Source organism: Uliginosibacterium sangjuense (genome assembly GCF_059132465.1).
In genome coordinates this window covers 3,324,053-3,339,560 of record NZ_CP101132.1, presented here as the reverse complement: position 1 = coordinate 3,339,560, position 15,508 = coordinate 3,324,053, and the positions used below count along the sequence as shown (strand labels likewise).

Annotated in this window: 9 protein-coding genes; 1 reads left to right on the top strand and 8 read right to left on the bottom strand. The window is 66.3% G+C overall.

The window, feature by feature from the left end:
- Positions 1 to 7: 7 nt before the first annotated feature.
- The 8 genes from nosR to nirB form a co-directional block, all read right to left on the bottom strand.
- A complete protein-coding gene (gene nosR, locus NMB43_RS15140; protein WP_494348997.1) occupies positions 8 to 1,396 on the bottom strand; it encodes a response regulator c-di-GMP phosphodiesterase, NosR family in 1,389 nt (462 codons plus the stop codon).
- The gene (locus NMB43_RS15135) at positions 1,393 to 3,609 is read right to left on the bottom strand and encodes a PAS domain S-box protein (RefSeq protein ID WP_494348996.1); all 2,217 of its coding nucleotides are present in this window, start codon (positions 3,607 to 3,609) and stop codon (positions 1,393 to 1,395) included. The genes nosR and NMB43_RS15135 overlap by 4 nt, the downstream gene beginning before the upstream one ends.
- The gene (locus NMB43_RS15130) at positions 3,606 to 4,442 is read right to left on the bottom strand and encodes a response regulator (protein ID WP_494348995.1); all 837 of its coding nucleotides are present in this window, start codon (positions 4,440 to 4,442) and stop codon (positions 3,606 to 3,608) included. Before NMB43_RS15130 ends, NMB43_RS15135 begins: the two co-directional genes overlap by 4 nt.
- A gap of 100 nt (positions 4,443 to 4,542) precedes the next feature.
- Positions 4,543 to 6,222, bottom strand: a complete 1,680-nt coding sequence (locus NMB43_RS15125; RefSeq protein WP_494348994.1) for a bifunctional protein-serine/threonine kinase/phosphatase — start codon at positions 6,220 to 6,222, stop codon at positions 4,543 to 4,545.
- A 168-nt stretch (positions 6,223 to 6,390) separates the two neighbouring features.
- Complete coding sequence (locus tag NMB43_RS15120; RefSeq protein WP_494348993.1) at positions 6,391 to 7,605, bottom strand: nitrate/nitrite transporter; 1,215 nt, start codon at positions 7,603 to 7,605, stop codon at positions 6,391 to 6,393.
- Between the two features lie 114 nt (positions 7,606 to 7,719).
- A complete protein-coding gene (locus tag NMB43_RS15115) occupies positions 7,720 to 8,556 on the bottom strand; it encodes a type IV pili methyl-accepting chemotaxis transducer N-terminal domain-containing protein (RefSeq protein WP_494348992.1) in 837 nt (278 codons plus the stop codon).
- Positions 8,557 to 8,603: 47 nt separating this feature from the next.
- Positions 8,604 to 8,918 (bottom strand): nitrite reductase small subunit NirD, encoded by a 315-nt coding sequence (nirD, locus tag NMB43_RS15110; protein WP_494348991.1) that lies wholly within the window; start codon positions 8,916 to 8,918, stop codon positions 8,604 to 8,606.
- Positions 8,919 to 9,043: 125 nt separating this feature from the next.
- Positions 9,044 to 11,494, bottom strand: coding sequence for a nitrite reductase large subunit NirB (gene nirB, locus NMB43_RS15105; protein WP_494348990.1), 2,451 nt, complete (start codon positions 11,492 to 11,494; stop codon positions 9,044 to 9,046).
- 422 nt (positions 11,495 to 11,916) lie between these two features.
- On the opposite strand from nirB, the gene NMB43_RS15100 reads away from it, so the two are divergent.
- The gene (locus tag NMB43_RS15100; RefSeq protein ID WP_494348989.1) at positions 11,917 to 15,486 is read left to right on the top strand and encodes a class I SAM-dependent DNA methyltransferase; all 3,570 of its coding nucleotides are present in this window, start codon (positions 11,917 to 11,919) and stop codon (positions 15,484 to 15,486) included.
- Positions 15,487 to 15,508 lie beyond the last annotated feature (22 nt).

The following is a 15,508-nucleotide window of genomic DNA, read 5'->3' as shown; positions in this document are numbered from 1 at the left end:
CCTCGTGTCACTCGCTGCGAATGCAGATCACCAGCGGTTTGCCCAGGCTGCGCTCGTACTCGCGGATCTGCTTGACCAGCAGCTCGTCGAGCACGTAGTCGGTGGCCAGCAGCAGGATGCCGTCCGGGCCGTGCAGGTCGCGGCTCAGCACCATGCCCACCTCGGCCTGGGCGCCGGAGACGCGGCGTTCGCCCGCCGCCTTGCGTGGCGGGGCCAGGCCGACCCGGCGCGCGAAGGCGTCCACCACCGCCGGGTCGTAGCGGAAGCGGCTGCCCTCGATCACGTACTGGCGGGCCTCGTCGACGGTCATCGGCTTTTGCGTCAGCAAGCCGAGCTGGGCGGCGTCGTAGTCGTTGGCCAGGGCCAGCACGCGCGCGCCGAGCGGGATGGCGTCGCCGCTCAGTGCGTCGGGGAAGCCCTTGCCATCCCAGCGTTCGTGGTGGTGGCGGATGATGCGCGCGACCTCGCGCAGGTCGGGCATCGACATCAGCGCGGCCTCACCGGCGAGCGGGTGCTTGCGCATGGTCCCCAGTTCGTCCGCTGTCATGCGGCCGACTGGTTTGAGCATCAGTTCGTCGGAGTAGCCGATCTTGCCGATGTCATGGAGCAGGCCGGCCAGCAGGATGTCGCGCGCTTCGGCCTTGGGCAGGTCCATGTTCTCGGCGATCTTGCGCGCCACGTCGGCGACGCGACGGCCATGGCCGGCCAGCTTGGGGGCGCGCAGCTCGATCAGTTGCGACAGCATCTGCACGCTGGCGAAGTAGTTCTTGTCGAGCTTCTCCAGCGCCAGGGTCAGTTCCTGGTGCGCGGTCTGGAGGGCGGCGGTGCGTTCCAGTACCCGCTGCTCCAGCGTCGCGTTGAGTTCTTTGAGCTGGTTGTTCTGTTGCTCGGTCAGGGCTTGCAGACGCTGCCGCTCGCGTGCCAGGCCGCGGACTTCGAGGGCCTGTTGCAGGGTGCCGATGAGCAGGCCGTCTTCCCAGGGTTTGGAGATGTAGCGATAGACGCCGCCTTCGTTGATCGCGGCGACCGCCGAGGCGACCTCGGCGTAGCCGGTCAGCAGGATGCGCATGATGGAGGGGTCGCGTTCGCGCACCGCGGCAAGCAGTTGCGCGCCTTGCATGCCCGGCATGCGCATGTCGGAGACGATGAGGTCCGGGCGTGCTTCGTCGAGCAGGGCCAGCGCTTCCTCGCCGCTGGTGGCGACGGTGATGTCGTAGCCCAGCGGGCGCAGCAGGCGGCGCAGGGCATTGAGGATGTTGGCTTCGTCGTCGACCAGCAGCAGGCGCGGGGCTTCGCTGAAGCCGGCGGGCCAGGAGGGCGGCGTGGGCGCGAGGGAGGGCGCGGCCTGGCCGGCCTGTGCGGTCTGCTCGGCGAAGAGTCCTCCGGGGTGGCTCATGCAGCCTCCTGTGCCTTGTCATCCGGCTGGCTGATCGGCAGCCAGACGCGGAAAGTCGTGCCCTGGCCCGGCTGGGAGTCGACCTCGATGCGGCCATGGTGCTTCTGCACGATGCCGTAGGAGAGCGACAGCCCCAGCCCGGTGCCCTTGCCGACCGCCTTGGTGGTGAAGAAGGGGTCGAAGATACGGCTCATGACCTCCGGCGGCATGCCACAGCCGGTGTCGGCGATCTCGATCCACACGCTGTCCTGGTCGCTGCCGGTGCGCACGGTGATCGTGCCACGCGTGCGTTCCTCCATGGCATGTGCGGCATTGACCAGGATGTTCATGAAGACCTGGTTCAACTGCGAGGGCAGGCACTGGATCTGCGGCAACTGGCCGAATTCGCGCACTACGTCGGCGCGGTACTTGATCTCGTTGTGGGCGATGTTGAGGGTGGATTCCAGGCCGCGATGCAGGTCGACCCATTGCCAGTCGGGCGAGGCGTCGACGTGCGAGAACTCCTTGAGGTCCAGCACGATCTTGCGCACCCGTTCGATGCCCTCGCGCGACTCACCCATCAAGGCCACGATGTCTTCGCGCAGGAAGTCGAGGTCGATCGTCTTGCGCAAATCGCGCAGGGCTTGCTGCAGGGCCGGGTCGTCGAGGCGGGCCTCGGCCTCGATGTAGCGCTGCAGCAGGTTGAGGATGTCGGCGAGGTAGGTCTGCAAGGAACCGAAGTTGGAGAACACGTAGCCGATGGGGTTGTTGATCTCGTGCGCGACGCCGGCCGCGAGCTGGCCGATGGAGGCCATCTTCTCGCTCTGCACCAGTTGCTGCTGGCTCTGCATGAGCTTTTCCTGGGTGTCGTGCAACTGCATGTTGAGATGGGTCAGCTCGGTCAGGTGGCGCAGCAGCTCCGCCTCGACCTCCTTGCGCCGGGCGACGTCGATCTCCAGCGCGTTCTTGGCGTTCTCCAGTTGCAGGGTGCGCTCGGTCACCCGTTGCTCGGCCGACTGGCGGGCGAGTTCTAGCAGGCGCTCGTTCTCCTTCTGCTCGCTGATGTCCTGCACGGTCTCCACCACGGCGATGATGCGGCCGCTGTCATCGCGCACCGGGGCGGCGGTGAGGGTGAGCCAGGCGCCGCTCCGACCCATGGCGGGGAAGAAGCTCTCGACCTGCCAGGCGCCTTCGAGGTCGCCCAGACGCTGCAGCTTGCAGTCCGGGTAGCTGGCTGCGAAGACGCTGCTGTCGGCCCGGTCCAGCACAAGGTCGGCCAGGGTCGGGCGCGGCTGATCGTGGGCGATGCGCCAGGCTTCGGTACTCCCCAGCACCTGCTGCGCGTTGACGCCGGAGAGGTTCTCGCAGGCGCGGTTCCAGTAGCGCACGCGATGCTCCATGTCGAGCACGAACATGCCGATCGGCACGCCGGCGATGGTCTGCGCCAGTACCTGCTCGATCTGCACGCGTTGCGTGACGTCGATGAGGGTTTCGATGGCGCCGATGGTGTTGCCATTGGCATCGCGCAGCGGCGTGGCGGCAAAGTGCAGCCAGCGACCGTTGTCGCCCAGGCGGGGGAAGAACAGCTCGGCCTCGTAGGTGTTGTCGCCAGTCTGGGACTTCCACATGCCAGTCGGGTAGCGCTGCCGCAGGTCCGTCTCGTCGACCGGCGTCATCACCAGGTCGGCCAGCATGGGGCGCGCCTCGTCGAGACGGAAGGCGCGCCAGATCTCGTCGCTGCCGACGATCTCGGCGGCCGGCATGCCGGTGATCGCTTCGCAGGCGCGATTCCATTGGGTGACCGTGTGGTGCTCGTCGATCACGAAAGTACCGACCGGGCTGCCTTCGATAATCTCGGAGATCATCTGCAGCATCGAGGCCTCGGCTCCCTCGGCGCGCATGCGGGCGGTGACGTTGGTACAGGTCATGACCACCACCTCGCGCCCATCGAGCGAGGTCGAGGTGGGCGTGACCTCGAACCACAGCGTGCCGCCGCTACGGGTCGGCCAGGGCAGGGCGTCGACCCAGTTCTGGCCGAGAGAGAGATCCTGCCAGGCAGTGTCGGTCACCGCGCCGAGCTGCTGCCCCACCAGGTCTTCGCGCTGGCTGCCGGTCTGGTGGATGAAGGTGCGGTTGGCGAACAGGATGGTCTGTGCCTCGACCACCAGCACGCCGGTGTCGACCAGGTCGAACAGGTCGAAGTTATCGGTGCGCAGCGCAATCGGCGGGGTCATGTCGGGGGCTCCTGGCCGGCGACGAGGGTGATGACTTCGCCGCGGGCGGCCCCGGGCAGGCGGGTGCGATGCAGGCACCAGTCACGCCCCAGGAACTTGAGCGGCTGCAGTCCGTGCGCGTGGTCGTCGTGCAGCGCGGCGGCCAGTTCCGGGGGGAGCGCCAGGGCGATCGGGTGACCGATGCGTGGACGCCCGCGCATGCCCAGCAGGTCCAGTGCGGCCTCGTTGGCCAGCATCAGGATGCCGTCATGGTTCACCCCAAGCACCGGGATCGGCAGGAAGTGCAGCATGTCCTGGGTGATGTGCAGGGCGTCGGTGACCAGGCTCGTCTGCTCGGACAGGCGGCGATTGGCCTCGGACAGCTCGGTGTTGATCTCCACCAGCATCTTGTGGAGCATGCGGTTCTCGTCCTGCATCCACTTATAGGCGAAGGCTTCGCGGATCGCCAGGCGGAGGATCTCGTCGTCCCAGGGCTTGGTCAGGAACTTGTAGGCGGCGCCGTCGTTGATCGCCTCGGTCACGCTGCCCAGGTCGGTGTAGCCCGACAGCACGATGCGCACGGTATGCGGCCAGCCCTCCTTGGCCTGTTTGAGGAAGTCGGTGCCGTTCATGCCGGGCATGCGCTGGTCGCTGACGATCACGTCCACCGCCTCGCGCGCCAGCAGCTCCAGCCCCTCGGCCCCGCCACCGGCGGTGAGGATGCGATAGCCATCCCGCCGCAACAGGCGGCGCAGGGACGACAGGATGTTCTCTTCATCGTCGACGAGCAGGATGGTGCGCTCGGTCGTTTCGACGTCGAATCCTGGCGTGGGGGTGGGTCCGTCGCTGCTCATGTCGCACTCCACGGTTGGGGGGAGGGCGGGGGAAGCCTTTCTTCCCCTCCAGATTGCATTTACGGCAAAAGCACTGTTTGTTGTAGCGGATGGAGCGTGGCTACAACAACAAGAAACAAATCAGCACCACATTGGCCAGCAGCGACAGCGCGCACACCAGCTTCAGCACGAACTGTGGATCGCGCTGCAGCAGGGGGCGCTGACGCGGCACGCGCAGCGGGCGGTGGGCACCGCGCTCCAGGGCGAGCAGGAATTCGTCGGCGGTTTCAAAGCGCTCCGTGGCTTCGCGGGCGACCGCCTTGAGCAGCACCGATTCCAGCCATTCCGGCAGGTCCGGGCGGTAGCGCGTGGGCGGCACCGGGTCGCCGAAGCGCGGCTTCTGGAAGGGCTCGATCTCGCCGTAGGGGTAGCGCCGGGTGAGCAGTTCGTACAGCGTGACCCCGATGGCATAGAGGTCGCTGGCCTCGGTGCACTTGTCGCCGGCGAACAGCTCGGGCGCCATGTAGCTGGGGGTGCCGGGGTTGTTGATCTCGTTGAACTGTTCGTCGGCACCGGAGTCGCTGGCGGCCACGCCGAGGTCGAGGATGCGCAGGCGGCCGTCCGCGCCCAGGTGCAGGTTGTCTGGCTTGATGTCGCGGTGGACGATGGCCAGGCGGTGCAGGGCGGCCACGCCCTTCAGCACGCGCTGGCCGATGTCGGCGATCTCCGGTGGGGTGAAGCGATGGCCGCGCGCCAGGCGCTGCTTGAGGCTCTCGCCCTCGTGCCAGCTCATCAGGTAGTAGAGGTGGGCGCGCTGCGGCCACGGAATGACCTGGGGGAAGGCGGCGTCGACGACGCGCCGTGCCAGCCATTCCTCGTGCGCGAGCGCCGCCGTGTCCTGCGCGTCGGCCTCCGGCTGCAGGGTCTTGAGCACCAGCAGGCGGCCATCCGGTGCCTTGACGCGGTACAGCAGGGTCACCCGTGACACGTGCAGACCGTCGATGACTTCCAGCCCGTCGAGCACCTGGCCCGGTTTCAGGTGTGGCGGCAGGGGCAGCTCGCGCACCCGCGCCAATGCATCGCGCAGGCTGTCGCGTGGCAGTGTGCCGACCTGCAGCACGAGCGCGCTGCAATTGTCCTGGGCGCCATTGTCGACCGCCGTATCAGCCAGCGCAAAGGCGGCCTCCTGCGCATCGGCATGGCGATCGCATATCTGCTGGATGCGCGCCTCGCGCAGGGTGCCCCATACGCCGTCGGTGAGCAGAATGAAGCGGTCGCCCGCCTGCAGCTCGCCTTCGAGAAAGTCGATGTTGAGATGGCGGTCCAGGCCGACGGCGCGCGACAGCACGGTGGTGAGTTCGGGGTGTTCCCACACATGGTCCTGGGTGAGGCAGCGCAGCGCGCCCTCGCGCAGCAGGTACAGGCGCGAGTCGCCGACGTGCGCGGCGTGCCAGCGGCGGCCGCGCAGTACCAGCGCGGTGAGGGTGGTGGCCATGCCCGCGGCATGACCCTGCTTGGCCGACTGCGACACCAGCCAGCGGTTGGCGGCGCCGATCACCTTGTCCAGCGCCTGCGGCACGGCCCAGGTGTCGGGCGTGGCGTAGTAGTCGCACAGCAGGCTGCGCACGGTGAACTCGGCGGCCTCGCGGCCATTGGCATGGCCCCCCACGCCGTCGGCGATGACCGCCAGCAGGCCCTTGTTCTCCAGTTCGGGGCCTTCCGGCGTGACCGCGCCGACAAAGTCTTCGTTGCGTGGGCGCGGGCCGGTCAGCGAGGCGTGGCCGAGGGTGGCGTAGTCCATGGGCGGGATGATAGCGGGCGCGGGGCGGTAGGGCGGGAGGGCACATATGCCCTCAGGCAGGACCACGGCGGCACGGGGCCGGCTCTCTGGGGGACTGCCGGCGGCGGCATGCGCTCCGCCGCCGGCAGCTTGGGGCTTGTGTGGCCCCGTGCGCAGTGGTCCGGAGGTTCAGATCTTGGCGGTGGTCAGGTGCGCCGCGCCCCAGGTGGTGCGCCAGCGGGTCTTCACGCCGGTAAGGCCGACCAGGGCCAGCACCGCCAGCCCGGCGAAGATCAGCAGGCCGGACTGGTAGCTGCCGGTGAGCTGCTTGGAGTAGCCCAGGCTGGAGGCGAGGTAGAAGCCGCCGATGCCGCCGGCCATGCCGACCAGGCCGGTCATGACGCCGATCTCCTTGCGGAAGCGCTGCGGCACCAACTGGAACACCGCGCCATTGCCCATGCCCAGGGCCAGCATGGCGACCGTCAGCACGCCGGCCGACAGCCATACCGTGGGCATGCCGAAGCTGACGATGGCGAGGAAGATCGCGGCGACGATGTACACGCCGGTCAGCATCTTGATGCCGCCGATGCGGTCGGCGAAGTTGCCGCCCAGCGCGCGCGACACGCTGCCAGCGAACACGCAACCGGCGGCGAAGAAACCGGCGGTCTTCGGGTCCAGGCCGTACTCGCCGTTGAAGTAGATGACCAGCGAGCTGGCCAGGCCCGAGAAGCCACCGAAGGTGACCGAGTAGAAGAACATGAACCACCAGGCGTCGCGATCGGCCAGCACCTTCACGTAGTCGGAGAACTGCTTGGGCGGCGGGCAGTTGGGCGCGTCCTTGGCGACGATCAGGTAGAACACGAACACGATGGCGAGCGGAATCAGGGCGAGGCCGAACACGTTGTTCCAGCCGAAGGCCATGGCCAGGCCGGGGGCGAACAGCGCGGCCAGCACCGTGCCGGAGTTGCCGGCGCCGGCGATGCCCATGGCGGTGCCCTGGTGTTCCGGCGGGTACCAGCGCGAGGCCAGCGGCAGGGCGACGGCGAAGGATGCGCCGGCGACGCCCAGGAAGCCGGCCAGCACCAGCACCTGCGCGTAGCTGTGGATGCCGAAGTGCCAGGCGACGAACAGGGCCACGATCACGATGACCTGCGCGATGCTGCCGGCCAACTTGGGCTTGAGCTGGTCGACCAGCACCCCCATCACGATGCGCAGCAGGGCGCCGGTGAGCAGCGGGGTGGCCACCATCAGGCCCTTCTGGGAGGCGGTGAGGCCCAGGTCGCGGGCGATCTGCACGCCCAGCGGACCCAGCAGCACCCACACCATGAAGGCGAGGTCGAAATAGAGGAAGGCGGCCAGCAGCGTGGGGGTGTGACCGGCTTGCAGGAAGGACTTCTTGTCCATGAAGGAATCTCCGTTGAAATGGGCAGGCAGTGAACCGACGCCGTTGCCGGGTTTCTGCGGAGGTTTCTGGGCGCGGCGGCCGACGCCGTTGCCGGCGCCGCGCGAAGGGCGGGGTCAGTTGAGGGCGGTGTACAGCCCGGTGACCTTGTCCATGACCTGGAGGAGGTTCTCCGAAGTCACGGCCACGTTGTTGTCGTGATACAGCTTGTCGCCGGGGCGTTGCGACTCGGCGCGTACCGCATCGTCGAAGAACATCCACTGTGTCTCGCCGAGGGCGATCCAGGAGTTGATGTCGTTGGTATTTTCCGGCGCGCTCTTGAGCGTGCGCATGCCGGCGAGGAACTCGCTGCGCGCCCCCTCCAGCCCTTTCATGATCTCGGGCGAGGTGATGCCGCAGGCGCGGAAGAAGTAGAACTTGGACATGCGCTGAGACAGCATGCGCTGGCGACCCGCGAGGTTGACCAGTTTGCCGAAGCTGCCGCCGTGCAGGTTCTCCAGTTGCACCGTGCCTTCGTGCGCGGTGGTCAGCACGCGTTCGTTGATCTGTGCCACCTGCTGCAGCCCGGCCGCCGACACCGGGCCGCCGACCACGCTCTTGTAGTCCAGCCACTGCGTGCGCAGGCTGTCGTAGGTGCGCAGCACATTGGCCGCGCCGCTGGCGCTGGCGAACTGGTGCAGGTTGCCCAACTGCTTCTCGAACAAGGCCATCGAATCGGCCAGCAGGCGGCGCGCATCGGTTTCGCGCACTTGGCGGATCTGCTGCGCATAGAGCTTGGCCATGCGCTGCGACAGCATGCGCTGACGGCCGGCCTGGTTGATCGCTTCGAGGATGTCGATGCCGCCGGCAGGCTTGGCCGGCGCGGCGGCTGCGCTCAGCGCCGAGGCGCAGGGCGCTGCTGCCAGGGCCTGCAGCAGGCGACGACGGGTGAGGCAAGGGGTGCGGTGAGGCATGGTTCTCTCTGTTGTGGGCGGGGGCGGCGTTGTTCTTGTCCGGTCGCTCAGTCGAGGGCGAGGACGACCATGCCGTCCTGCACGCTGGCCGAGAAGGAGCGGCTGCAGCCGACGTCGGGGGCGATCGCATTGCCGCTGTCCAGCTCGATCTTCCAGCTGTGCAGCGGGCAGGTGACCTGCTTGCCATGCACGATGCCTTGCGACAGCGGGCCGCCCTTGTGCGGGCACTTGTCATGCAGGGCGAAGACTTCGTCGTCCGAGGTGCGGAAGATGGCGATGTCGCCGTGCTTGGCGCTCTTCACGACGCGCGAGCCCAGCACGGGGATGTCGGTCAGGGCGCAGATGGTTTTCAGTTCGCTCATGATAGGTCGATGCAAAGGGTCAATGAGGTTCAGGAGGGACGGCAGCCGGGCTGCCGTACCGCCTCAGGCGTGCGTGTCTTCGTCGTCGAAACCGAAGTGGTCTTCCCAGTCGTTCATGTTCGGCCTCACACGGTGATGTCTTCGAAGGCGCGCTTGAGCGCGGGCTCGCCGGCGTGCTCGCTGCGTTCGAACCACGGGTCCTTATAGCCCTGCAGCGAGAACAGCAGGCGCTCGGCCAGGGCCTTGCGGTTCTCCGCGTCCTCGACCACCTTGCTCTTCACGTATTCCAGGCCCACACGCTGCACGTAGTGCACCGTGCGCTCCAGGTAGTAGCCCTCTTCGCGGTAGAGCTGCAGGAAGGCGGCGGAGTACTCCATGACCTCCTCGTCCGACTTCACCTTGCAGAAGAATTCCGCCACTTCGGTCTTGATGCCGCCATTGCCGGCCACGTAGAGCTCGTAGCCGGAATCGACGCCAATGACACCGACATCCTTGATCCCTGCCTCGGCACAGTTTCGCGGGCAACCCGAGACGGCCAGCTTCACCTTGTGCGGCGACCACATGCCGAACAGCATCTTCTCCAGCTTGACGCCCATGTCCATCGAACGCTGCGTGCCGAAGCGGCAGTGCTCGGCGCCGACGCAGGTCTTCACCGTGCGGATGCTCTTGCCATAGGCGTGGCCCGACACCATGCCGGCCTTGTTGAGGTCGGCCCACATCTTGGGCAGGTCTTCCTTCTTCACCCCCAGCAGGTCGATGCGCTGACCGCCGGTGACCTTCACGGTCGGCACCTTGTACTTGTCGGCCACGTCGGCGATGGCGCGCAGTTCGTCCGGCGTGGTGATGCCGCCCAGCATGCGCGGTACCACCGAGTAGGTGCCGTCCTTCTGGATGTTGGCGTGCGAGCGTTCGTTGATGAAGCGCGACTGCGGATCGTCCTGCGCCTCGTGCGGCCAGGTCGAGATCAGGTAGTAGTTCAGCGCCGGGCGGCAGCTTGCGCAGCCGTTGGGCGTCTTCCAGGCCAGTGCGTGCATGACTGCCGGGATGCTGGTCAGGTGCTGTTCGCGGATCGCCTTGCGCACCTCGCCATGCGAGTGGTCGGTACAGCCGCACACCGCCTTGCTGTTGGTGTCGGCCGGCGTGTAGGCGCCACCGATGGTGGAGGCGAGGATCTGCTCGACCAGGCCGGTGCAGGAGCCGCAGGAGCTGGAGGCCTTGGTGTGCTTGCGCACCTCGTCCAGCGTGAAGAGGCCGTTCTCCTTGATGCTCTTGACGATGGTGCCCTTGCACACGCCGTTGCAGCCGCACACCTCGGCGGTGTCGGGCAGGCTCGCGGCCTGGCTCTGGCCCTTGTGGCCGACGTCGCCCAGGTGGCTCTTGCCGAACAGCAGGTGGTCGCGGATGTCGGCGATGTTCTGGCCGTCCTTGAGCATCTGGAAGTACCAGGAACCATCGGCCGTGTCGCCGTAGGCCACTGCGCCGACGATCTTGTCTTCCTTGATCACCACGCGCTTGTACACGCCCAGGCCGGGGTCGGAGAACACGATGTCCTCGGTGCCCTCGCCACCCATGAAGTCACCGGCCGAGAACACGTCGATGCCGGTCACCTTCAGCTTGGTGCTGGTCACCGAGCCCTGGTAGCGGCCGATGCCGTACATGGCGAGGTGGTTGGCGCACACCTTGGCCTGCTCGAACAGCGGGGCCACCAGGCCGTAGGCGATGCCACGGTGGTTGGCGCACTCGCCGACAGCGTAGATGCGCGGGTCGTAGGTCTGCAGGGTGTCGTTGACCACGATGCCGCGATTGCAGTGCAGGCCAGCCTTCTCGGCCAGCTCGGTGTTGGGGCGGATGCCAGCGGCCATGACCACCAGGTCGGCGGGAATGTGCTCGCCATCCTTGAACTTGATCGCCGCCACGCGGCCGGATTCGCCCGCGACGAGCTCGGCGGTGTGCTTGGGCAACAGGAACTTCATGCCCTTGGCTTCGAGCGCCTTCTGCAGCATCACGCCGGCGGTCTTGTCGAGCTGGCGCTCCATGATCCACTCGCCGATGTGCACCACGGTCACGTCCATGCCGCGGATCGCCAGGCCGTTGGCGGCTTCCAGCCCCAGCAGACCGGCGCCGATGACGACGGCATGCTTGTGCTGGGCCGCTGCATCGATCATCGCGTCGGTGTCGGCGATGTCGCGGTAGGAGATCACGCCCGGCAGGTCCTTGCCCGGCACCGGCAGGATGAAGGGGTTGGAGCCGGTGGCCAGCAGCAGGCGGTCGTAGCTTGCCTCGGTGCCATCGTCGGCGATCACCTTGCGGGCCTTGCGGTCGATGGTGACGACCTTCTTGCCGGTGTGCAGGGTGATGTTGTTGTCCTTGTACCAGTCCCAGTCGTTGAGGATGATGTCCTGGATGGTCATCTCCCCGGCCAGCACGGGCGACAGCAGGATGCGGTTGTAGTTCGGGTGCGGTTCGGCACCGAACACGGTGATGTCGTACATGTCCGGCGCGATCTTGATGAGTTCTTCAAGAGTGCGAACGCCGGCCATGCCATTGCCGACCATGACGAGCTTGAGCTTGTGCATGAGAATCCTCTGTTGAAAGCCGGGGGGTGAGCCCCTGTTGAAACGAATTTCAGCTCCGACAGAGATCGCCTTTGATCCGTCGGCTCACGCGCCTTTGCGTGGGCCGTACGTGCCCACAGAGGGGCAAGGTGTCGCGATATTTCGAGGAGAAAAGCAAGTGCTATGCCATTGCTGGACGAACGAATGCAAGCCATTGATGCAGCGCAATTTGAAGGCTAGGGCGCGGGGCGCCTGAGGGGGCTGTGCCGAAGTGCAGGCACCGCCGCAGTGCGCCGCGGCACCAGCCTGGGGAGGATCGCCCCCGCAACCCGAGTGGAGCGGGAAAGGGGGCGGATCGAGCGGGGACGAGGGGGTACGGGCAGCGCGTCTTGGACGCGCCCCTATAATCGCGATCACTTCGTCATATGCACCTTGACCTCGCCGTGAGCCATCCTGCTGAAGTCGCCGATTCCGTTGAACGCTTCATCGCCCGCTGGTCTTCTGCCGGCGGCTCAGAGCGCGCCAACTACCAACTGTTCCTGACCGAGCTGACCGAGTTATTGAGCTTGCCCCGGCCAGATCCCGCGGGCGACGACACGGCCGAGAACGCCTACGTCTTCGAGCGTCGCGTCACTTTTGCGCATGGCGATGGCAGTTCCTCCCATGGCTTCATTGATCTCTACCGGCGTGGCGCTTTTGTCTGTGAGGCCAAGCAGACCGGGGAGAGGCTGGACTCAGGGCGTTGGGACAACTCCATGCTGCGCGCGCGCGGCCAAGCCGAAGGCTATGCCCGCGCATTGCCCGCCAGCGAAGGCCGCCCGCCCTTCCTGATCGTGACTGACGTGGGGCGTAGCATCGAGCTCTACGCCGAGTTCTCGCGCAGTGGCGCCACCTACGTTCCCTTCCCCGATGCGCGCAGCCACCGTATCAAGCTGGACGACCTGCGCCGCGAAGAAATCCGCGACCGCCTCGCCAAGGTCTGGCTCGACCCGCTGGCGCTCGACCCTACCCGCCAGAGCGCCCGCGTCACACGTGAGATCGCCGCCCAGCTTGCGGTGCTCGCCAAGAGCCTGGAAGCGGCTCATCACCGTAGCGGAGCCGTCGCCAGTTTTCTGATGCGCGCGCTTTTCACCATGTTTGCTGAAGACGTTGGCCTGCTCCCTGCAGACAGCTTCAAGACCTTGCTTGTCGAGTGCGAGGCCAACCCCGCCGCCTTCGTGCCGCTGGTGGGCGGTCTGTGGCAAGACATGAATATCGGCAACGCCTTCTCGGCCACCATCCGCGCCCGCGTGCTGCGCTTCAATGGCGGTCTTTTTGCCCATGCCGAGGTGCTGCCACTCGACAAAGCTCAGATCAAACTGCTGCGCGAAGCCGCCCGCGCCGACTGGCGCCACGTCGAACCCGCCATCTTCGGCACCCTGCTCGAACGTGCGCTGGACCCCGCCGAACGCCACTCGCTGGGCGCCCACTACACCCCGCGTGCCTACGTCGAACGCCTCGTCCTGCCCACCGTCATCGAACCTTTGCGCTCCGACTGGAAGAACGCCCAGACCGCCGCTGCCCTGCTCGATTCGCAAGGCAAGCACGACGAAGCGGTAAAAACCCTGCGCGAATACCACCGCCAGCTCTGTAGCGTGCGCGTACTCGACCCCGCCTGCGGCAGCGGCAACTTCCTGTATGTCACGCTGGAGCACATGAAGCGCCTCGAAGGTGAAGTGCTCGCCACGCTCGAAGAGTTCGGCGAGACCCAGAGCCTGCTGCAGATGGAAGGCATCTCGGTCGACCCCCACCAGTTCCTCGGCCTCGAACTTAACCCGCGCGCCGCGCGCATCGCCGAAGCCGTGCTGTGGATCGGCTACCTGCAATGGCACTACCGCACCTACGGCAACGTCAGCCCGCCCGAGCCCGTGCTGCGCGACTTCCACAACATCGAAAACCGCGACGCCGTGCTGGCCTTCGACCGCATCGACTACGTGCTCGGCGACGACGGCAAGCCCGTCACGCGCTGGGACGGCCGTACGCTCAAGACACATCCGGTCACTGGCGAACAGGTCCCCGACGACAGCGCCCGCGTGCCGCTGGAGCGCTACAAGAATCCACGTCGTGCGGAATGGCCACAGGCGGATTTTGTGGTGGGGAATCCGCCTTTTATTGGCAAACCCAAGATGCGCGAAGCATTGGGTGACGGTTATGTCGAAACCCTTCGCGAGGTATGGAGCGATGTTCCTGATTCCGCCGATTTCGTTATGTATTGGTGGCACAAGGCCGCGTTGCTCACGCTCTCCGGGCAAACCCGCCGGTTCGGTTTTATTACCACCAACAGCCTGACCCAGACTTTCAACCGCCGCGTTGTCAGCGCCCAACTCGATGCCGGCCTCGCACTTGTTTTTGCTATCCCAAACCATCCTTGGGTGGAGGCGAGTGAGGGGGCAGCGGTGCGCATCGCCATGACCGTCGGCGCACCTGCCAACGGCGAAGGGCTGCTGCTTACCAGCTCCGCCGAAACCGACGAAGGCGGCGAAGGTCTTGCTGTCAGCTTTACCGAGCAACGCGGGCTGATTCATGGGGATTTACGTGTGGGCGCCAACGTCGCCGGCGCTGGTCCATTGCTGGCAAATTCGCGACTCACCAGCAACGGCGTGATGTTGGCGGGAGCAGGCTTCATCGTCTCGCCCGAAGAGGCCGCCGCTCTCGGGCTAGGCCGCATTCCCGGCCTCGAACAGCACATCCGTCCCTATTGCAACGGTAAGGATTTACTTCAGGCTCCACGAGGAGCCTGTGTTATCGACTTATTCGGCCTGCAGCCCGACGAAATCCGCGCCCGCTATCCGGAAATCTACCAAAGAATTGTCGAGCGCGTGAAAGTCGAAAGGGATCACAACAACCGACCCAAACTCCGCGAAAAATGGTGGGAGTTTGGTGAGCCGCGCAAGCTTATGCGGGCATTTCTGAACGGGCTGGATCGATATGTAGCAACTGTAGAGACCTGCAAACATCGATTGTTCGTGCTGCTTGATGGCTGCATTCTGCCGGATCACATGTTGATCCCGTGTGGCTTCGCTGATGGCGCATTGCATGGCGTCTTGTCGAGTCGTGTGCATGTGCTGTGGGCTTTGGCTGCTGGCGGACGCTTGGGTATTGGCAACGATCCTCGTTACAACAAGACGCGCTGTTTCGACACCTTCCCCTTCCCCGGCCTGCGTAGCCCGGATGAAGGCGCAAGCCGGAATCCGGGATCGGTCTCCCGCTCACCCACTACGGCCCCGGATTCCGCTGACGCTGCATCCGGGCTACGTGAGCGCATCGGCCAACTCGCCGAACAGATCGACGCCCACCGCAAACGCCAGCAGGCTGCGCATCCCGGCCTCACGCTGACCGGCATGTACAACGTGCTGGAACGCCTGCGCCAGCTCGATGCGGGCCTCGACAGCACGCCGCTCAGCGCGAAAGAAAAAACCATCCACGAGCAAGGCCTGGTCTCCATCCTGCGCGAGCTGCACGACGCGCTGGATGCCGCTGTGCTGGAGGCCTACGGCTGGAGCGACCTGGCCCCGGCGCTGGTCGGCACCCCCGGCGGCACCACGCCCCTGCCCGACAAGCCCGCCGCGCAAGCGGCTGCCGAAGAGGAACTGCTGACGCGCCTCGTCGCGCTCAACGCCGAGCGCGCCCGCGAAGAGGCGAACGGCCATATCCGCTGGCTGCGCCCCGAGTTCCAGGCGCCGCAGGCGGGCAGCACGCCGATCGGGCAGGGCGAGCTGGACGGTACGCAAGAACAGGAGGTCGTGCCTGCGCTTACCAAGGGCAGTGCCAAACTGGCTTGGCCCAAGGGTTTGCCGGAGCAGGTGCAGGCCTTGCGTGGCGTACTGTCCGTGGCCACTGAACCACAGTCTGTGGAGCAGCTCGCGGCGCGTTTCAAGTCCGCGCCGCGCGCCCGTGTGGCCGAGTTGCTGACCACCCTGGAGGCATTGGGACAGGTGCGCAGTGGCCCATCTGGGTTCGTTGCAGGGGCCTAGTCGTCCTGGAGAGCGGCGGATT